Here is a 19,288-nt window from a genome sequence, read left to right on the forward strand (position 1 = left end):
GTGGGAGTACCGAGGCTTCTAAACTACGAGGTGCTATCCCATGCTGCGGGAACGACAAGGGAAGGACACGGGGAATCCCAGATGCTTCCCCTCGATGGGTTCCGGATCCTGGATCTGACCCGATTCCTCTCGGGTCCGTACTGCACGATGGTCCTTGCCGAGTTCGGTGCGGACGTCGTGAAGGTCGAGCAGCCGGTCAGCGGTGACGACTCGCGCAGGCTGGCCCCGAAGGTGAACGGTGAAAGCTACCCGTTCGCCATGCCCAACCGCAGCAAGCGCAGCGTGTCGCTCGATCTCAGGGCGAACCGCGGACGTGATGCGTTTCTGAGGCTCGCAGCCGAGGCCGACCTGGTGATCGAGAACTTTCGTCCCGGTGTCGTCAAGCGGCTCGGCATCGACTACGAGACGCTCAAGCGCGGCAACGAGGACCTCATCTACTGCTCGATCAGCGGTTTCGGGCAGACAGGACCGTATCGCGACCGTCCAGGCTTCGACATCATGGCCCAGGGTACGGCCGGATTCCTCCGGATGACCGGTCACCCCGACGGCCGCCCGACGAAGGTCGGTATCGCGATCAACGACATCGCGGCCGGTGTCACCGCTGTCTATTCGATCTTCGCTGCCGAGCTCGTGCGGGCCAAAACCGGGCGGGGACAGCACCTTGACATCTCCCTCGTCGATGCTGGCTTGGCGTGGACGGTGTGGGAGTCCGGCGCCTACTTCGGCGGCGGCGAGACGCCCGAGCCGACGGGCACGCGCCACCGCCGTTCTACCCCGTACCAGGCGTACCGGACCATCAACGGCTACGTCACGATCGGCGCCAACAACGACCGGCTCTGGGAGCGGTTTGTCACGCGGGTCGTCGACAAGCCCGAGTGGCTGACTGACGAACGGTTCGCGACGCTGCCGGACCGGATGGCGCACATCGACCAGCTTGAGGCCGAGATCGAGGCAATCACCGCGACGAAGACCACGGACGAGTGGGTGGAGATCCTCGACAAGGCGGGCGTTCCGGGCGGGCACGTCCTCACCTATGAGGAGGCGTTGCGCGATCCACATATCCAGTCTCGCGGCATGATCGTCGACCTTGACCATCCGATCATCGGCGCGATGAAGACGATCGCCCCGCCCACCAGGTTTTCTGGTCTGGATGTGAAGGTCCGGGGACCGGCGCCCTGGCTCGGTCAGCACACCACAGAGGTCCTCGGCGAGGCGGGATTCAGCAAGGACGAGATCGACGCGCTCTATGCCGATGGCATCGCGTTTGACGCGCACCCCGAACTGCACCCGGCAAGCGTCGGCAAGATCGGCACGAACGACAGAGCGCCCCGTATCGGAGCCAGGCTGATGTCGGACGATCTTGTAGTCGAGCGCGATGGCGCTGTCGCGACAGTGGTGTTGAACCGTCCCAACAGTCACAACGCCATCACTCTCGAGATGTACAAGGCGATTCCCGCGCTGTTCGCGACGCTGGACTCCGACGAGTCGGTGAAGGTCGTCGTGATCCGCGGTGCCGGCACGACGGCGTTCGCTTCCGGCGCCGACATCAGTGAGTTCGAAGAAGTACGTGGCAACGCGAAGGATGCGAAGTCTTACAACCAATGCGTTGCCGCGGCAGAACACGCGATCGAGAACGTCACGAAGCCCACCATCGCGTTGATCCACGGCTACTGCATCGGCGGCGGCTGCGGGCTTGCTCTGTCGGCGGACCTCCGGTTCGGCGACGACCGCACGCGGATGGCCATCACGCCGGCGAAGCTCGGCCTCGTGTACAGCCTCGAGTCCACCAAGCGGCTCGTGGATCTGGTGGGTCCCGCACGAACGAAGTGGATCCTCATGTCCGGTCAGCAGATCGGCGCCGAACAGGCACATCGGCTCGGCCTGCTTGACGATGTGGCCCCAGTCGAGGACTTGGACGAACTCACGTACGACTTCGCCAAGCTGCTCACCACCCGAGCCCAGTTCAGTGTGCGTGCGGCGAAACAGATCGTGGGTCGAATTCTCTCAGGTCAGGTCGAGGACGACGAGGACACGATCAAACTCCGCAACACCTCCTTCGACACCGAGGACTACGCCGAAGGAGTACGTGCGTTCCTGGAGAAGCGCACGCCCAGGTTCCGCTAGACCCGAGCAGTTGACCTGGTAAGGGGGCCAAACGTGAAGGCGTCGAAATATCTGGGGATTGCTCTCAGCGTGGTTCTGGCCGCTACCGCGGCGGCTTGCAACCAAAGTGAAGACGGTGGCTCAGGGAGCGGTTATCCGAACAAGGATCTGGACTGGACCGTCGCGTTCGGTCCCGGCGGCGGCAACGACAAGTTGGCCCGCAAGCTGGTCGACATCCTCAAAAAAGACAAGCTGTACCCGAACAACATCGCTATCGAGAACCGCGAGGGCGGCAGCGGCGCGACTGGCTGGGGCTACCTCACCAAGAAGAAGGGCGACGGCTACGCCATTTCCACGACGTCCGGTTCCTTCATCACATCACCCCTCGTGGCCAAGACCGGCTTCACCTACCGCGACTTCACCCATGTCGGCCTTCTGGCCAGCGACGCTCTTTTCTTCGTCGTCAAGAAGGACACCGGCATCTCGACGTGGCAACAGTGGGTGGACAAGGCGAAACAGAAGGGCTCGGTGACGATCGCAGGCATCGGTGAAGTGAACGTCGACTTCATCGTCGCCGACATCCTGGCCGAGAAGGCGGGATTCAAGATGGCGTACGTCCCGTTCGACGACCAGGGCGAGTTGATCACCGCCCTGACGTCGGACGCCGTCGATGGCGCGGTCTCCAACCCGTCCGAGGTGATCGGGCAACTCGACAGTGGCGACCTCGTCGCGCTGATGTTCACCGGCAAGGAAGCGTTGCCGAAGTACCGGGATGTTCCGACCGCGCAGTCGCTGGGCTACCCGGGCCTGCCGACGATGCCGCGTGGCCTGATCCTCCCACCCGACGCTCCGAAAGAGGCAACCGACTGGTGGATCGAGACGATGAAGAAGGTCGTCGAGACACCGGACTGGAAGGCGTACGTCGAGGACAGCTTCCTCGCCGAGGATCTCCGGTGGGGCCCGGACTTCACGAAGTACCTCGATGAGACCAACTCGATCTTCGAGATCGTCCTGAAGGCACGCAAGAAAATTCCCAGGTAGATGAACACCCCTCCGACCACGGGCCGGTCGTCGAAGGCGGCGCGCGCACCGAGACCGTGGATGGATCCACAGACGCTGTTCCTCACAGCATTGACCGTCCTGTTCGCGGTGTACACGGCGATGGCCATGGATATGGAATGGACCTCGACCTCGGGACGCATCGCGGCCGGGTTCTTTCCGCGCATCATCGGGTTTCTTGCCCTGTTGTTATGTGTGATCGCTCTCGCCAGAAGCGTTCGCCGTAGTCTCCGGCAACCTGCGGCAGGGGAAGCGCCGCAGGCGTACGATCTTGCGGACGACGACGGTGCCGAGAGTCAACATCCCAAGGCCCTGCTCGCTGTCATCCTTTGCAGCATCGCGTTCTACGCGGCGTTCATGCCGCTCGGCGCGTGGTTGTCGGCCGCAGTGTTCTTGTTCGCGGCGCTCTCGTTCCTCAACCAGAGAAGGCATGTCGTGAACATCGCGGTGGCGGTCTTGCTGCCCGCGTTGTTGTACCTGTTGTTCAGTCAGTTGCTCGATGTCGGACTGCCGGGAGGTTTCCTCAATCTGAGCTGATGTTGAACCGGGGCAGGCTCGAGAAGCGAGCGGAGCAACGTTCAAGTGGACATTTTCGGCAACCTCGTCAGCGGCATCGCGAACGTCGCCACGCCGGAGAACCTGCTCCTGCTTGCGGCAGGCGTACTCGTCGGCATGATCGTCGGCATCATGCCGGGCTTGGGTCCGTCCGCAGGCATTGCGATCCTGCTGCCGCTGACGTTCCAGCTGGAGCCGGCAGGCGCGATCGTCATGCTCGCTGCCGTGTACTACGGCGCGATGTATGGCGGGACGATCACGTCGGTGCTCATCAACACGCCGGGTGAGTCGGCCACGGTGGCGAGCACGTTCGACGGTTATCCGCTCGCGAAACAAGGGCGAGCCGGCCCGGCACTGGTCATGGCCGCCGTCGCGTCATTCGTCGCCGGAACGATCGGTGCGATCCTCATCAGCGTCGCGGCTCCCGCTCTGGCGAACCTGGCGTCCAATTTCGGCCCTCCGGAGCTGTTCCTCCTCGTTCTCGCTGGGCTGATCGCGCTCGTGGTCATCATCGGCAAGAACCGTTTGCTCGGCGCCATCTCCGCATTGCTCGGCTTCGCGCTCGCCACCGTCGGCCCCGCCGTCGGCACGGGGGACCAGCGGTACACGTTCGGTTCGGTCGAGCTCATCGACGGCATCGACTTCGTTCCGGTCGCGATCGGGCTGTTCGGTCTCGGCGAGATCTTCCACACGATCTACCGCGGCGGTCACCTGGAGAAGCCCAACCGATTCTCGATCAGCCTTCGCGCCAGGGGTTTCTGGCCGAACAAGAAGGACTTCGGCGAGTCGAAGTGGGCGATGCTGCGCGGCTCGTTCCTCGGGTTCTTCGTGGGCACGGCGCCAGGCGCCGGCGCGACGGTGGCGTCGCTCATGTCGTACAGCGTGGAGAAGTCGATCTCGAAGACACCGGAGAAGTTCGGCAAGGGCGCGATGAACGGCCTGGTCGGACCGGAGGCGGCGAACAACGCTGCCTCCGCTGGCGCGATGATTCCCCTTCTCACGTTGGGCATTCCGGGTTCGGCTGCCACCGCAGTGCTGCTCGGCGGCTTCCTGATGTGGAACCTGCGGCCCGGGCCGCTGCTGATGGAGCAGAACCCGGAGTTCGCGTGGAGCTTGATCGGCAGCATGTACCTCGGCAACGTGATGCTGCTGGTCATCAACATATTCTTCATTCCCGCGTTCGCGAGCATCGCGCGGGTGCCGTTCAAGATCCTCGCGCCGGTCGTGATCGTGCTGTGCTTCGTCGGTACCTTCGCGGTGAACAGCAGCTTCGTCGAGGTCGGGATCATGCTGGCGTGCGGTGTCCTCGGCTACTTCATGCGCCGTTTCGGGCTGTCGCCTGCCGCCATGGTGGTCGCACTCGTGCTAGGGCAGATCGCCGAGGAGACGCTACGGCAGACGATGATCATCTCAGGCGGGAGTTTCGCCATCTTCATCGAGCGTGGACAGTCGCTCATCCTGCTCACAGTGATGAGCGTGCTGATCTTCGTTCCGATCTTCGCACCCCGCCTTTCACGCGCTGTGTCGAAAGCGATCACCCGGAACCGTCTGGGCCCTGGATCGACTTGACCCGTCCGCCCTGAATGGCCTCGTGTCAGCGGCTTCACCGATCAGAAATCCTCCGCCGCACCGTCAGTTCTGGTAGCCCCCTCACACCGGTGGAAGGATTGATGACCATGACCGACGCTAGACCGCTGGGCACCGACGAGGCCACGTTCATCGCGGCGGTCCACTCAGGCGATACGGCGCGGTTCGCGCTCATCACGGAGCGCCACCGGCGTGAGCTGCAGGTGCACTGTTACCGGATGCTCGCGAACTACGAGGACGCCCAGGACATGACGCAGGAGACGTTCCTGCGAGCGTGGAACAAGCGGGAGTCGTTCAAGGGCCACGCCGCGCTGCGGACCTGGCTGTACCGGATCGCGACGAACGTCTGCCTCGACTACCTGGAAAAGCGCAATAACCGCACACCCGTACCGTCCGAGCTGTCGGACTCCGAGGTGCTGTACCTGCAGCCGTACCCCGACCGGATGCTCCCCGAGAACCCGCAGGAATCGGTGGTGGCGCGGGAAACGATCGAGCTGGCGTTCATCGTCGCCGTCCAGCACCTGCCGCCGCGGCAGCGGGCGGTGTTCATCCTGCGCGACGTCCTCGGCTGGCCGGCGTCGAAGGCCGCCGACGCCCTCGAGCTGACCGTCGCATCGGTGACCAGCGCACTGCAGCGGGCGCGCGTGACGATGCGCGAGCAGTTGCCCGACCGCCGCCAGGACTGGCGGAGCCCCGCCACCCACGAGCTGTCGAGCGACGAGCGCGGCGTCGTGAAGTCGTACATCGACGCCCATGAGCGCAACGACCTCGACGGGCTGACGTCCCTGCTGCGCGACGACCTGCGCTTCGCGATGCTGCCCGAGTCGGGCACCGGAACCACGACGGCCAAGGACGCGGTGGACGGCTGGGTCTCCGGTGGGCTCTTCCAGCGCGGCTACGACGACTGGCGTGGTATCACCACGACGGTCAACCGCATGCCTGCCGCCGTGCTGTACCTCCGCACCCCCGACGACCCGGAGTACCGGCTATTCGCCATCGCGGTCCTGCACATCGTCGACGGGAAGATCGCCGAGCTCACCGGCTTCGACGCCACCGACAAACCATGGCTGGACCTGCCCCCGACACTGTGATCACACTGAGCACCCCGACCAGCTGAACACCAACGCGACAACGCGAACACCACCGCCCCGCCGGCGTTACCGGCGGGGCGTCTCCAGCGAGTCGGTCAACAGCTCACTCGGAACGCAACGAAGGGGCCGGTTGCCTCATCGCTGTCCACGGGTGGCTCAGCGATGCCCCTGCACGCCGTCCTGTCCCTGGGGATCGCCGTTGAAGAGGTCGATGAATCCGAACGGTGCGCGGTCACCGAGGCAGAGGTCCAGCATTTCGTGGGCGTCGGCGTAGAAGGGCTCGCTACGGGCGAACAGTGCCTTTTCGTAGACAGTGAGTGCCGCTTCGATGTCGCCGGGATGTGCGGCGATCGCCTTGGCGAGTTCGGCGCCGTCGAACATCGCCAGGTTCGCGCCGTCGCCGGACGGCGGCATCAGGTGCGCGGCATCGCCGAGTAACGTCACCCCGGGCACACGCTCCCATCGGTGTCCGTCCGGGAGCGTGTGGATCATGCGCGCGACTGGAGCGGTCTCGCCGTTGGTGATCAACGCGGTGAGCTCAGGAGCCCACCCGTCGAACTCGGCCGCGACCCGAGCGGTCGCGGCGGCGGTATCAGCGAAGTCGATGCCGGCGAACCACTCGGCGGAGCGGTTCAGTTCGACGTACGTGTGCAGGATGTTCCCTGCCTCGCGGTGCGCGATGATCCCCTTTCCTGGGGCCAGCGCGTACATCGCGCCAACACCGACCATCTCGGCTGTCGCGGGGTGCCGCTCGTCGACGTCGTACAGGTAGGTATCGATGAACGTCGTGCCGATGTACTCGGGCTTGGCGTCGGAGAGCAGCGGGCGGATCTTCGACCAGGCGCCGTCGGCACCGACGAGGAGACGGCTGGTCACGGTCGCGCCGTCGGCGAAGGTCAGCTCGTGCTGGCCGTCGCCGAGGGGCCGGACACCGGTGACCTTGCGCCCCCACTGCACCGTCTGGTCGGGCAGGGACTCGAGCAGGATTCGACGCAGATCTCCGCGGAGCACTTCGGGACGCCGCGCCATGCCGTCGTCAGGGGCCTCGAACAGCAGCTTGCCGTGCTGGTCGAGTACGCGCGACGCCTCAGCGCCTTCGTGGATGATCGCGCGGAATTCGTCGGTGAGACCGGCGTCGGCGAGCGCGCGTTGCCCGTCGTCTTCGTGGATGTCGAGCTGGCCGCCCTGCGTGCGGGACTTTGCCGAGGGGTCGGCCTCGTAGACCGTTGCGGGGATGCCGTGGACGTGCAGGACCCGGGCGAGGGTCAGGCCGCCGAGGCCGGCGCCGACGATGGCGATCGGGTGGTGGCTGGTGTTCATGGGTTTCTCGTTTCTGTGCGGACGGAGCGCGCCCGATCACCTATATGGATCGCTGTTCCATAAGCAGTATGGAACGTTGTTCCAGGGTGTGTCAAAATGAGGCCATGCCACGGACGCGCGGAAGAGCACCTACTGGCGGGCGCGCCGATGCCCTTTCGCAGGAGGTGATCGTGGACGCGGCCGTTGCGCTGCTGGACGAGCGCGGCGAGCGAGGACTCACCTTCCGGCTACTGGCCAAACAGCTGAACACGGGACCCGGCGCGCTGTACTGGCACGTAACGAACAAGGACGAGCTCGTCACCCTGGCCGCCGATCAGGTGCTCGGCCGCGCCTTCGCCGCAGCCCCGCGCCTCGAGAAAGGCGCCATCGCCGGGCTGCGCGCACTTGCCATCGCCGTCTTCGATGTCCTTGATCGGCACCCGTGGGCAGCGTCCCACGTCACCGCGCCAGCCACGCTGCCGAACGCACTGCGCCTGCTCGACCGCATCGGCACCCTTGTCGCCCGAACCGGGCTGCCCGCCGAACGGCAGTTCGCGGTCACCACCGCGATCTCCTACTACATCACCGGCGTCAGCGCCCAGATCATCGCCCCACGCATCACCGTCGGCGCGACCACCAGCCGCGACGCCTACCTCACCCAGACCGCCGAACGCTGGGAAAAACTCGACCCCGCCGACTACCCCTTCCTGACGCGCACCACCACGGACCTGCGCGACCACGACGACCGCGACCAATACACCACGGGCCTCGACCTGCTCCTGGACGGCCTGAACACGGCCACAGACCCGCGACCGCCCGCGTGATGCCGGGATTCAGGCAGTACAGCTAGCGCAGCGTTGATCGGCGGATTCTCTTGCGATGCACTAGCAAATGCCCAATCGGCTCATCCGGGAGGTGACCCTGGCCATGTCCCAGTCAGCGCCCAGTGACGCGAACATGCGTGAGGCTTCCCGGTACGCCGCAGTCGCTTCTCCTAGCAGGTCACGTGCAGCCAACAGGGTGCCTGCTTCCTCCAGAGCGGACGCCAGTTCCACTGGCCTGCCCACCGACCGGTAGTGCGAGACGGCCACCAGCGCCGGTTCCGGATCCCCGGCCGCGAGTGCCGTGCATCGGTGTAAGGCCGTGTAAGCACGGGCGGGCACCTGCTCGCGGGCGGCCTCCATCTCGGCGACGGCCAACGCCTGTTCGGCCAGCTCGGCATTACCGATCTCAAGAGCGAGCCGAACGACGTCCGGTAGCCATTGGTGCCGTAGCATCATCTCGGCGTACGTGGGATCGAGCACTGGCGCCAGGTGAGCCAGCGCTGCGGCCGGATCGCCACGTTGGATCGCGGCGGTTGCCCGCGCCGCGAGAAGGAAGTCGCAGTTTTCCCGCTCGGGTTTGGTGATCATCGAGTAGTTCTCGGCGGCGTCGAGTTTGGCGGCCAGCGTTGTGTGTTCGGCACGCCTGGCTGCGATCAGCGCGGAGACGCCGTGCAGCAACAAACCGGTCGGTCCACTGTCCATCAGGTCGGTGTAGGTGATCATGGCTGGGTCGAGTTCGGTGCTGGTGGCCTGCAACTCCCGCAGCGCGTCGTTCCACTGCCCAGTCCAGTAGTGATGCACTGCGGCCGACACATTGGCACCGGTGGGCAGTTGGTGTTCGGACACCAGCTTGGTGGCCGAACGCAATGTCTCGTCCGCGTCCATGAGCCGATCCAGGTTCTGCAGAGTGGACAGCCGGTTGTCCAACAGGTCGAAGTGCATGCCGGCCAGATCTGCCTTGTCGCGCACAATGGCGACGGCCGCGTCGATATGCCGCAGCGCGGCCTCGTGGTCCCGCTGGAGCGTTGCGACCAGCCATTGGGTCTGCAACGCATGCGCCACCAGGTAGTCATCGCCTTGGCGGACGGCCTCGGCGTATTCGGCCTCGGTGTCCATTTCGGACCTGTCGAACTCGGTGACGTTACGCCGCAGGAAGGCCAGCATGCTCTTGCGCCGCAGCCGCCATACGTCCGGCAAGGAATCGTCTACTGTGGACTCGGCGAGCGTGAGGATGGCCTTTTGCCGCGTGTCAATCCTGCCGCCTCGGTAACCACCTCGGTAGATGATCGCCGCTAGCAACTGCCGTAGTTCCTCGGAGCGCACCGGGTCGCTCGACGCCGCGAGTGCTTGCCTGGTAAGGGCTTCCGGGTCATGGGTGAGCCGGAACAACACGCTGACCAGTGCCACGAGCAGTACCTCACCGGACGAACTCCGTGGCCCGATGGTAGCCAGCACGCGTTGGAGCAGGTCGTCGGCGAGCAGGTTGTGGTGTTCGGCGTTGAACCAGGCCATGGCCGTCGGAGCGTCGGGTATCGAGTAGGGCTGTGTTCCGGGTAAGGGCGGTTCGAGCCGGATTTGCCGGGCACGTGCGGGGGCGAGGAACTGCAGGCCGGAGAGAATGGTATGGGCGTAGAAGTCGGTCACCCGCCGCAGTGCTGCTTCCCGTGTGTCGTCGGCGAGGTGTTGGGCGGTGGCGTAGTCCCGGATCAGGTCGTGCATGGAGTAGCGACCGTGTGCGTGGCGGTCCAGGAGGGACGCGTCCTCAAGGACGGTCAGCGCCTCACGTGCGTTCTCAGGAGACAGGCCGGTGAGGCTGGCGGCAGCCTGCAGGCTGATGTCAATTCCGGGGGCGACGCCAAGGAGGGCGAAAACCGTTCGCTGCTTGGCTGTCAGGCCGCGCAGGGACCAGGACAGCACGGCAGGCAGGCTGGCGGTGGGGTCGTTGCTGTTCAACGCGTCGAGGCCGAGGTCGCGCAGTTCGGCTGCGAATTCGGCGAGCGGGATGGTGGGCCGGGTGTGGGCCTGGCGGGTCATGATGGCCAATGCCAGCGGGTAGTGCCCACACAATCGGATCAACGTATTGGCCGCTTCGGGTTCCGTGTCAACGCGTGCTGGGTCGAGGCGCGTGGTGAGCAGTGCGTGTGCTTCCTGACGAGTGAGGATGCCCAGTTGGATTTGGCGGGCACCATAGCGGGTGATCAGCGTGGCGAGTTTCTTCCGGCTGGTGACCAGGACGGTGCATGTGGCCGTGCCGGGTAGCAGCGGCTCGACTTGGCTGCTGTCGGCGGCGTTGTCCAACACGATCAGCATGCGCTTGCCCGCGACCTTGCTTCGGTACAGGGCGGCTTGGGCGTCCAGGTCGGTGGGGATGTGCCCGGGATCGACGCCAAGGGCGGTGAGGAAGCCGCGTACTGCCGTCGAAGGGGTGAGCGGGCTGCTGTCAGGGCTGAAGCCGCGCAGGTCGACGAAGAGTTGTCCGTCGGGGAACCGGTGCGCGTTGTGATGAGCCCAGTGCAACACAAGCCAGGTCTTGCCGATCCCGCCGGCGCCGCCGAGTGCGGAAATGAGTACTGCGGCACCCGTTGCACCGGCCGGCTCGATGCCTGGGCGCAGGGTGGTGTCGAGCCTGTCCAACTCATTTCTGCGGCCGACGAATGACGCCGGTGCGGCTGGCAGGTGCCGGGGCACCACCACCGGCTCGACCGTTGTGCGTGACGGCCGGGGCATCAAGCTGGGGTCGGCGGCAAGGATTTGCCGCTGCAGGTTCCGCAGCGCGCTGCCGGGGTCAGTACCCAGCTCCTCGATCAAGTGTTTTCGTAGGTGCCGGTAGTGATCCAGGGCGTCGGCTGAGCGCCCGGCGCGGTGCAGCGCCAGCATGTACTGGCCGGCCACGCGCTCGTCCAGCGGGTGTTGTGCGGCCCGTGTGGACAGTTGTGCCACTAGCTCCTCGCCGTGGCCGGTGCGGAGCTGGGCGTCGACCAGGTCGTGCTCAGCAGCCCATCGCTCGTGCTGCCACCGCTCACGCTCGCTTTCCACCCATTGCCCGCTTAAGCCGGTCAATGGCTCTCCACGCCACAACGTCAACGCCTCGGTCAGCAACGCCACCTTGTGCGTGTCGTCGTCTGTGTCGCGGGTGCGGTCGCGCAGATCGCGGAACCGGAGCACATCCACTGCTTGATTCGCTTGGTCCACCACCAGCATGTATCCGCTTGAGCGGTGGACGATGGTCATGGCGCCAGCGAAAGCCCCGCGCAGCCGTGAGATGTAGCTGTGCAGTGTGGCCCGTCCCCGCCGGGGTGTGTCGGCACCCCAGACCCGCTCGATCAATCGTTCCGCCGGCATCAGCCTGCCTGCGTCTACGGCCAGTGCCGCCAGCACGCACCGTTGCCGGGCGGGCCCGAGGTCCACCGACCGCCCCTCGACGTAAGTGGTCACTTCGCCCAGTAGGGCGATCTCTACCGACATTCCCGCCTCCCCCGTGCGGCGTCCCTCTACAGGGATAGCGCACTTGACCAGGGCAATGCAGAAAGTTGGCAAGGGGTTCACACGAATGGACGGCCACTCTGACTCCGAGGCGGTCCGTGTGAACGTCAAGGGGGTCGGGCCGCCTCCTTCAGACCTTTTGCTGTCAGTACCTTGTCTGATCACCGGTTGGGCGGTGCACGCTCACACCGGTGCGGGTGACCACCGCGAACATGGCGACCGCTCCGAGGACCACGGCCACGCCTGCGAAGATCCCCAACATGCTGTCGGTGACGTCGACGCCCCACTCCCGCCCGACCGAAACGACGGCGACCTGCCCGGCGACAAGTACGGCCAACGTGATCGTGGCGGCGAGCGGCGCGGACGCACGCCGTGCCGTGGATGCCAGCAGCACCAAGGCAAGTAGCAGCATCACCAGGACACCGGCCAGCGTCCATGCGCCGGGGTCAAGCAATCGCGCGACGCCTTCGACGTTGGTCGGGGTGAACGGCGCGAACGAGAACTGGAGTGCGACGTCGGTAGGCGAGTCACCGCCGGACGGAAGCTCGCTGACCAAGACATTCAGCGGTATGAACGCACCCGCAGCAACCAACACCGTCCCAACGGCCTGACCGGCGGCGCTGCCACGTAGCGCCGCCACAGCCGCGGGTACGCCAAGTACCAGCAGCGGCAGAACGAGAACCGTGATCGCCGTGAAATCGCCGTCACGACTGAACGACGACAGCCGGTCTGCGCCCAACAGTGCCCACAGCACGTTGGCCATGGCTCCGGCCAGCAGATAGGCGGCAGCCGCCCAGACTCCTGCTTGCCGGTGACGCCAGACCAGCACCACGGCAGCCGCGACGGCGACAATCAGGCCCACTATCGCCGCGATCTGCCAGTCCACAAAGCCGTTCTGGAACCCACGGTCGCCGTTGATCAGGCGCAGCCACGGCGCACCGAGCTGGAGGGCGACCAGGGTCACCGCTGCCAGCACCGCGCCTGGCAACCCTGGCAGCCGTACCGCCAGCACCGCCGCGGCAGCCAGCACCGCCAGGGTGATCACGCCGGAAACCCGGCCAGGCAAACCGAAAGCGGGAAGGCTGTACACCGTCAGCGTCACCGCCGCCACCCCGGCCGCAGCGGCGAATACCGCTGGGTGCACGGCAGGCAGCCGCAAGGCCCGCGCGACCACGTCGCGTAAAGCCGAAGCCCGCCACGCGATCAGCGCGACCAGCAGAACAGCGAGTGGGATCGCAGCGAGTGCCAACGACCTGCTCACGTGGACGCCCTCGCCCGTCATAAGTGTGGGGATCAGCAGATACGCGGGCGGCACCGAGAACAGCGCAGCACCGACCAATCCGCTGGCCACGTCCTGGCGCGACACCGCGAGAGCCAGCAGTACGGCTGCCGCGCCGAGCGCAAGCACCAATACCACCGGCACCAGCCCCTCTGGAAGGGTGCCGACGGCGGCTTCGGTCGCCTTCGTCGCAGGGCGGTTCGTGCTGGTCGCCAGCGAGCCGAACGGCGACACTCCAGCCCCGACCGCGAACGACGCCGCCATCAGTCCGATGAGGATCGTGAGGCTGCCCCACCGTGTCTTCGAAAGCAGGGCCATCGGGACACACGCGATGGCCACAACCAACGACGAGAGAGCGATCACCGAAGCGTTGGCGCCGGCCACGCCCATGATCGACACAGCCAGTACGGGCGTGACCACGCCGATGCCGACGAGGCCGGCCGTCAGCCCACGAACGGCGAGGATGATCAGCGCGATCAGCGGAACTCCGTACAGCATCAGCAGAATCACGACAGGCGGTGGCAGTTCCGGCCGTTGGGAACCAAAGAACGGACCGTCCGGAATCGACAGGTCGACCAACGCGAACCCGGCGAGGTACGCCCCGAGCACCACACCCGCCGCGCCGATCCCGGTCAGCACCCAACGGCCGAGCACCCAGGTCCGCCGCACGTCCGGGTCATTCGCCGGCCGGGCGATCAGCGCTCCCGCGATGATCATGCTCAGCGTGATGAGCAGATGCCAGCCCTCCTCGGACGTCCATCCGTAGAGCATGACCGCCGCGACCCCGACGAGTGCCGCCGCCACGGCGGCAAATCCCGCTATGGCGGGCGAGTGCGGTCGATCATCGTTCGCGGGGACGGTAACGGCGTCATCCGGCGCTGTCTCAGTCATGCCGCTGATTCTCATCGACCAATGTCTCGGTTCGTACCGGAACATTCCGCTTACGCCGGTTCGGTGTTGACGCGACAGTGTTCTCGCTCGAGTTCATACGACTGAAGGACACTAAGGAGCAACGGGCCGCGCGTCGAGGGACGGTCGTTTCGCTCGCGGTCGCATTCGGGGTTCTGTTGCGGCAACAGCGTTATTCGTCGTGCTTGGTGATCATGGTCACGAAGCACTCGTTGGGGTGAAGGATCAGGCAGCCGTCGGACTCGCGGATGCCCAAGCAACGCCTCCTGCGTGGTCTGTCACAGCGGGCGCCCGAACCGCATGAAGTCGCCGAACTCAGCGATGGCGCAGGACAGAGCTTCCTGCTGGGTGAGCACGGTGCTGGTGATGTGCGGGTGAGCAGCTTGCCAGATCTCCGCAGCTGTGGTGCCGGTGAAGAAGTTGATGTGACTGCACGTGCGGTCGACTGACGCGCAGCACGTGTCGTCCGTCGCACCAGCGAGGACCACCGCGGACGCCGGGCTCCAGTGTGCTTTGTGGCGGTCGACTTCGATGGTGATGGTTGTGCCGGTCGCGGGTTCGGCGGAGGTGATGGTGACCGGGCGGTCGAGCATGGCTGAGATCCCCAGGGCGTCGATGGCGCACATCGCGTAGGTCCGCGGTCCACCCGACCACGTGATGACATGGTTCGTGGGTTTGGGGGAGAACGGATACGCTGCACGGATCTCGCCGTGATCGTCGACGGCGAAAAGGTCTCGAGCGATTAGTTCTTCTATCGCACTGTCCGGCTCGACGCCGTGGTCGTGGGCCATTGTGTTCAGGTCCAGCCGGTTCGGCGCGTGACCGGTCTCGGCGAAGTGGGTCAACAGCAGGTGGTGAAGTCGCCGGGCCTGCAGGCCCAATGCGCCGACAGCTGAGCATTTGGTCAACTGCGGATCGGCGCGATCCATCGACGGACCATGGGTTTTCTCATGGTTGGCCTCCCTTGGAGAAGGTATGACCACCGTAAAGCCTGTACTGGAGAACAAGGTCAACCTGCGCTGGAGTGGCCATAGTGGACAGTGCGAAGCGGTTGACTTCGTACCCGGGTACCGGGCCGATACTTGGAGTGTCCGATGTGGAGGTGATCAGGTGGAGATCCGGCTGTTGCACGTTGCGGACTGTCCCAGTGTGGCTTTGCTGACAGAGCGGCTCAGTGGGTTGCTTGAGGGGCGTCAGGATGTCGAGATCGAGTCGCTGGAAGTCGATGACGATGATCGGGCGGCGGCGCTGGGTATGACGGGGTCGCCAACGATCTTGATCAATGGCGTTGATCCGTTCGGGGAGCCGAGGCGTGCGCCGAGCGTGTCATGTCGTCTCTACCGGGATGAGGACGGCCGGGTCAGTGGAGTGCCGTCGTCGGCGATGTTGCGGAATGCCCTCGAGCTAGACCGCTGCTCGTGAGTGTCTGGGCAGGGCCCGACGAAACGGGGGGTGCTCGCGCGTTGTTGACCCTGTAGCTCGGTACAGGGTTGACACTGTGTGGATGAGGACCAGCGAGCTCGCCGCCCAGGCAGGCGTCAACCCGCAGACGCTGCGCTACTACGAACGCCTCGGCTTGCTGCCCGAACCCGGCAGAACGCCAGGTGGCTACCGCAGCTACCCACCTGAAGCTGTCCGCCTGGTGCGGTTCGTCAAACGGGCACAGGAGCTCGGCTTCACCCTCTCCGACATCGCCGACTTGCTGCACCTGGCCGAAGGCGGTCCGCAGTCTTGCGCCGCGGCGCGCGATCTGGCCGCCAACAAAGTCGTCGACCTGAACCGGCGTATCGCCGACCTCGTTGCCATGCGCGACGCGTTGGAGCAGCTGGTGGCGACCTGCGCCAAACCCCGCGAGTTGCGTGACTGTCCCATCCTCGGAGAGATAGCTCGCCAGTCAGGGCATGGATGATTCCGCGGCGGCGATCCCGCCGTTGTCGGTGTTGGCGAGCAGTTGCGTCGTGGCCAATTCGGCGTAGAGCGGATCGGCGGCGACCAGTTCGGTGTGGGTGCCGACGGCGCGCACCTGGCCGGTGTCCATCACGACGATGCGATCGGCCATGGTCACGGTGGACAACCGGTGCGCCACGACCAGCACGGTGGTGGTCCGAGCTGCTTCGGCGATCGTCTCTCGCAGCGCGGCTTCGTTGACCGCGTCGAGTTGTGAGGTGACCTCGTCAAGCAACAGCAGCCGTGGACGGCGAAGCAGGGCCCGGGCGATCGCGACGCGCTGGCGTTCCCCGCCGGAGAGCTTGACGCCGCGGTGGCCAACGACGGTATCCAGGCCGTCGGGCAAGCGGCTGATCATGGCCTCGAGCCGAGTCACCGCGAGAACCTGGTCGAGGTCGGCGTCGCTGGCGCGCGGAGCAGCGAAGAGCAGGTTGTCGCGCAGCGTTCCGGACAGGACGGGAGCGTCCTGCTCGACGTAGCCGATGGCAGCACGCAACTCGGCCAGCGACCAGCTGTGTACATCGGTGCCGTCGATGAGGATCCGCCCGGATTCGGGCTCGTAGAACCGTTCGATGAGCGAGAACACCGTGGTCTTACCCGCACCGGACGGGCCGACGAACGCGGTCATGCCGCCGGGCGGGATGGCGAAGGTGACCCCGTGGTGTACTTCCGGAAGATCGGCGCTGTAGCGGAAATGCACCTGTTCGAACGCGACAGCGGCCGGTGTTGTTTCGACAGCGGTCGCTGCAGCCGACTCATCTGGCTCCGCAGGCAGAGATTCGACTTCCTGGATGCGTGCGACGGCGGCGGCACCAACTTGGTATTGGGTAGCGACGTGGGCGAGTTCTCGCATCGGCGGCATCAGGTAGTACAGGTACAGCAGGAACGCCACCAGCGTCGCGACATCGATCGCACCAGACACGACGCGGGCGCCGCCGAGGCCGAGCACCACGATGAACGACAACTGGATCGCCAGCCCGGCGGTGTTGCCCGCGACCGCTTGCCACTTCGCAGCCTGCACTCCACCACGCCATGCCTCCAGCGCCGCGTCATGCAGGCGATCGCGCTCGCGTTGTTCCGCCGTGGATGCCTTGACCGTACGGAGATTGCCCAGCGCGCGTTCCAATGCCGCGCTCATCGTCCCGACTGATTCCTGGGCGACTTTGGCGGCCCGCGAGATTCGCGGCACCACGACGCCGAGCACGACCTGTGCCAGGCCGAGCGCGGCCAAGGTGACCAGCAGCAACACCGGATCCAGCAAGGCCATCATCGTGACGGTCGCGACGAGGGTAAGCGAGCTGGTCACCGCGGAGACCAGCGATTGCGTGCTCACCTCGCGCAGCAGTGTCGTGTCGGCGCTGACCCGCGACATCAGGTCACCAGGCTCAGTCTCGTCCAGAGCCGGGATGCGCAACCACAACAACCGGGACACCAGCTGCCGCCGAGCCGCCAGCACCACCGACTCGGCCGTGCGTTCGAGCAGGAAGCTCCCGAACGCGCCGATCGCGGCGTTGGTCAGCACCAGGAGCGTCATCACCAGCAGCAGACCGCTGATCTCGGCGCCGGAGCCGAATCCCTCGATCAGCTCCCGCACGACCAGCGGCAGTGCCAAACCTGCGGCAGCCGTGGCCAGGCTCAGGACACCGCCCAACACCAGCACAGAGCGGAACGGACGAACGTAACCCAGCAGGACTCGCCACGCCGGTTGACTGGTCTGTGTGCTCACCGATGACCTCCGCCGCCGAGCATGCACGCTGTACCGAGGTACAGAGTCAACAACGTCGCCCGGACGTCGGTACGCATCGGCAACCTAACCTTGAGAGCACAAAGTCGGAAGCGTTGGCGCTGAATGACATGTTCAAGTGTGCGTGATGGAGGAGGTGAACTTCATGAGCACAGCGTGCCGGGAAGTGTCGAAAAGCGGACTCACGAAGGGCAATTGTCAGGCGCTGGTTTGCCAGCGAATCGGTCGGCGAACCAGCGCGGCAGTGCTCTGGCCGCGTCCGCCACGATGGAGCCATGGTCACGGCCAGCGATTTCGTTGTAGAGAACCCTGGATCCGGCTGTGCACAGCACTTCCCATTCGCGCCGGGTGAACGCTGGGGGCACGGTGTCGTCAGCCGTCCCTTGGAAGATCGCGTACGGCATGGTGCCGGTTGGGTGAAAGTCGTCGATCGCGGCCATCGCCCGGGACCAGACGCGGTCAGCGGCCATCGCGTCAGGCTGGTAAGGATTGACCAACTGGCTTCCTCGGCTCCATATGTCCCAGCAGCCGTCAGCCAGCATGGGCAGTGCCTCCATGGCTTCCGCAGTCAGGAAGTCCCGGAACTTGAGGTTGGGGTGGGCTGCCTGGATTCCGCGTAGTGTGGCGATCACGTATCCACCCAAACCTTTGTGACGCATCGAGTTCAGCGTGAGATCCCGGATCCTGGTGGCCGGTGCGATCAGTCCGGTGCCCATCGGGCGAAGTTCCGGTGCGTAGGACGAGGCGATCGCGTCGACGTGTCCCGAGGTTTGGCCACCTTGTGACCAGCCGTATTGGACGAACTTCGCCGATGCGCGCAGTTCTGGGATAGTGCGCGCGGCGCGGACGAGATCCAGCGCCGCTCTTGCGTTCGGATCGCCTGCATGTAGTACTCGGGCCCTGCCAGTCCGAGTCCCGGGTAGTCACTGGCCAGAACCAGGTGGTCGGCGTCCGTCAGTGCCTGGATCGCCGGAATGACGTTGGTGTTGCTCAGATCAGGATCGGCGGTGTTCAGCGTTTGCCTGGAGGGTGCGCAGTCGTCGGTCATCCCGGCGGTGGGATGGTTCCACAGCACGACGTCGCGTGGGCGTGTTGACAGCCGGTTCGGCGCGAAGACCTGCCCGGAGACGTACTTCTTCAGACCAGGCTGGATCTCGGAGACGTAGACGACGTTCCAGCCGCGCGCGCCGCGAGGTGCGTCCGTGCGGCGCTGCACCCAGAGGACATCGCCAGGTTTGGCTCCGGACGGCACCTGCTCCGGCACCATGGTCCAGAATCCGGTGCCTGGCGGTCCAATTTTCTGTGCGGCGAGGGTCACCGCTCCCGATTCCGGTTGCGCGCCGGCGGACGTGCACACCACGATCACCGACATCGCCATGGCGGCCACAACCGCAACGACTGCTTTCGA

General features: G+C 65.5%; 14 protein-coding genes. 8 read left to right on the forward strand and 6 right to left on the reverse strand.

Annotated features, from left to right (window positions below):
- Positions 1 to 81: 81 nt before the first annotated feature.
- The 5 genes from B9C43_RS57820 to B9C43_RS37855 all read left to right on the forward strand — a co-directional run bounded on the left by B9C43_RS57820 (position 82) and on the right by B9C43_RS37855 (position 6,395).
- Positions 82 to 2,124 (forward strand): CoA transferase, encoded by a 2,043-nt coding sequence (locus B9C43_RS57820; protein ID WP_200825869.1) that lies wholly within the window; start codon positions 82 to 84, stop codon positions 2,122 to 2,124.
- A 33-nt stretch (positions 2,125 to 2,157) separates the two neighbouring features.
- Positions 2,158 to 3,144: a Bug family tripartite tricarboxylate transporter substrate binding protein gene (locus tag B9C43_RS37840; protein ID WP_084431722.1), complete on the forward strand. Its 987-nt coding sequence runs from the start codon at positions 2,158 to 2,160 to the stop codon at positions 3,142 to 3,144.
- A 60-nt stretch (positions 3,145 to 3,204) separates the two neighbouring features.
- Positions 3,205 to 3,699: a tripartite tricarboxylate transporter TctB family protein gene (locus tag B9C43_RS37845; protein ID WP_160096973.1), complete on the forward strand. Its 495-nt coding sequence runs from the start codon at positions 3,205 to 3,207 to the stop codon at positions 3,697 to 3,699.
- Positions 3,700 to 3,744: 45 nt separating this feature from the next.
- Positions 3,745 to 5,286: a tripartite tricarboxylate transporter permease gene (locus tag B9C43_RS37850; protein WP_084431725.1), complete on the forward strand. Its 1,542-nt coding sequence runs from the start codon at positions 3,745 to 3,747 to the stop codon at positions 5,284 to 5,286.
- Between the two features lie 107 nt (positions 5,287 to 5,393).
- Positions 5,394 to 6,395, forward strand: coding sequence for an RNA polymerase subunit sigma-70 (locus B9C43_RS37855; RefSeq protein ID WP_084431967.1), 1,002 nt, complete (start codon positions 5,394 to 5,396; stop codon positions 6,393 to 6,395).
- Positions 6,396 to 6,551: 156 nt separating this feature from the next.
- On the opposite strand, the gene B9C43_RS37860 is transcribed toward B9C43_RS37855, so the two are convergent.
- The gene (locus B9C43_RS37860) at positions 6,552 to 7,715 is read right to left on the reverse strand and encodes an FAD-dependent oxidoreductase (RefSeq protein ID WP_084431727.1); all 1,164 of its coding nucleotides are present in this window, start codon (positions 7,713 to 7,715) and stop codon (positions 6,552 to 6,554) included.
- A gap of 170 nt (positions 7,716 to 7,885) precedes the next feature.
- Between B9C43_RS37860 and B9C43_RS37865 the strand changes: the two genes are divergently transcribed.
- Positions 7,886 to 8,518: a TetR/AcrR family transcriptional regulator gene (locus B9C43_RS37865; protein WP_160096975.1), complete on the forward strand. Its 633-nt coding sequence runs from the start codon at positions 7,886 to 7,888 to the stop codon at positions 8,516 to 8,518.
- Positions 8,519 to 8,578: 60 nt separating this feature from the next.
- Here the strand turns inward: B9C43_RS37865 and B9C43_RS37870 are convergent, their stop codons facing one another.
- The 3 genes from B9C43_RS37870 to merB all read right to left on the reverse strand — a co-directional run bounded on the left by B9C43_RS37870 (position 8,579) and on the right by merB (position 15,118).
- Entirely contained in the window at positions 8,579 to 11,983 is a 3,405-nt protein-coding gene (locus B9C43_RS37870) for an AfsR/SARP family transcriptional regulator (RefSeq protein WP_084431731.1), read from the reverse strand.
- 163 nt (positions 11,984 to 12,146) lie between these two features.
- The gene (locus B9C43_RS55965; RefSeq protein WP_143446879.1) at positions 12,147 to 14,171 is read right to left on the reverse strand and encodes a hypothetical protein; all 2,025 of its coding nucleotides are present in this window, start codon (positions 14,169 to 14,171) and stop codon (positions 12,147 to 12,149) included.
- A gap of 296 nt (positions 14,172 to 14,467) precedes the next feature.
- On the reverse strand, positions 14,468 to 15,118 hold the full coding sequence (gene merB, locus B9C43_RS37885) for an alkylmercury lyase family protein (RefSeq protein WP_084431737.1): 651 nt from the start codon (positions 15,116 to 15,118) through the stop codon (positions 14,468 to 14,470).
- A gap of 181 nt (positions 15,119 to 15,299) precedes the next feature.
- Here merB and B9C43_RS37890 point away from each other — a divergent pair, with 181 nt between their 5' ends.
- Both B9C43_RS37890 and B9C43_RS37895 read left to right on the forward strand, forming a co-directional pair.
- Positions 15,300 to 15,611, forward strand: a complete 312-nt coding sequence (locus B9C43_RS37890; RefSeq protein ID WP_084431739.1) for a hypothetical protein — start codon at positions 15,300 to 15,302, stop codon at positions 15,609 to 15,611.
- Between the two features lie 82 nt (positions 15,612 to 15,693).
- Positions 15,694 to 16,098, forward strand: coding sequence for a MerR family transcriptional regulator (locus tag B9C43_RS37895; RefSeq protein WP_084431741.1), 405 nt, complete (start codon positions 15,694 to 15,696; stop codon positions 16,096 to 16,098).
- On the opposite strand, the gene B9C43_RS37900 is transcribed toward B9C43_RS37895, so the two are convergent.
- Together B9C43_RS37900 and B9C43_RS37905 are read right to left on the reverse strand one after the other, a co-directional pair.
- On the reverse strand, positions 16,084 to 17,862 hold the full coding sequence (locus B9C43_RS37900; RefSeq protein ID WP_084431743.1) for an ABC transporter ATP-binding protein: 1,779 nt from the start codon (positions 17,860 to 17,862) through the stop codon (positions 16,084 to 16,086). The two genes, B9C43_RS37895 and B9C43_RS37900, sit on opposite strands and share 15 nt — an antisense overlap.
- Before the next feature lie 200 nt (positions 17,863 to 18,062).
- Positions 18,063 to 18,737: a lipase family protein gene (locus B9C43_RS37905; protein WP_084431744.1), complete on the reverse strand. Its 675-nt coding sequence runs from the start codon at positions 18,735 to 18,737 to the stop codon at positions 18,063 to 18,065.
- Between the last annotated feature and the right edge of the window lie 551 nt (positions 18,738 to 19,288).

It is taken from the genome of Kibdelosporangium aridum, from assembly GCF_900176515.1.
Classification (GTDB): Bacteria; Actinomycetota; Actinomycetes; order Mycobacteriales; family Pseudonocardiaceae; genus Kibdelosporangium; species Kibdelosporangium aridum.

Excerpts from the sequence above, each read along its gene's own strand:
- B9C43_RS57820 (WP_200825869.1), top strand. The coding sequence starts at position 82 with ATGCTTCCCCTCGATGGGTTCCGGATCCTGGATCTGACCCGATTCCTC.
- B9C43_RS37845 (WP_160096973.1), top strand. The coding sequence starts at position 3,205 with ATGGATCCACAGACGCTGTTCCTCACAGCATTGACCGTCCTGTTCGCG.
- B9C43_RS37855 (WP_084431967.1), top strand. The coding sequence starts at position 5,394 with ATGACCGACGCTAGACCGCTGGGCACCGACGAGGCCACGTTCATCGCG.
- B9C43_RS37860 (WP_084431727.1), bottom strand. The coding sequence starts at position 7,715 with ATGAACACCAGCCACCACCCGATCGCCATCGTCGGCGCCGGCCTCGGC.
- B9C43_RS37870 (WP_084431731.1), bottom strand. The coding sequence starts at position 11,983 with ATGTCGGTAGAGATCGCCCTACTGGGCGAAGTGACCACTTACGTCGAG.
- B9C43_RS55965 (WP_143446879.1), bottom strand. The coding sequence starts at position 14,171 with ATGACTGAGACAGCGCCGGATGACGCCGTTACCGTCCCCGCGAACGAT.
- merB (WP_084431737.1), bottom strand. The coding sequence starts at position 15,118 with ATGGATCGCGCCGATCCGCAGTTGACCAAATGCTCAGCTGTCGGCGCA.
- B9C43_RS37895 (WP_084431741.1), top strand. The coding sequence starts at position 15,694 with ATGAGGACCAGCGAGCTCGCCGCCCAGGCAGGCGTCAACCCGCAGACG.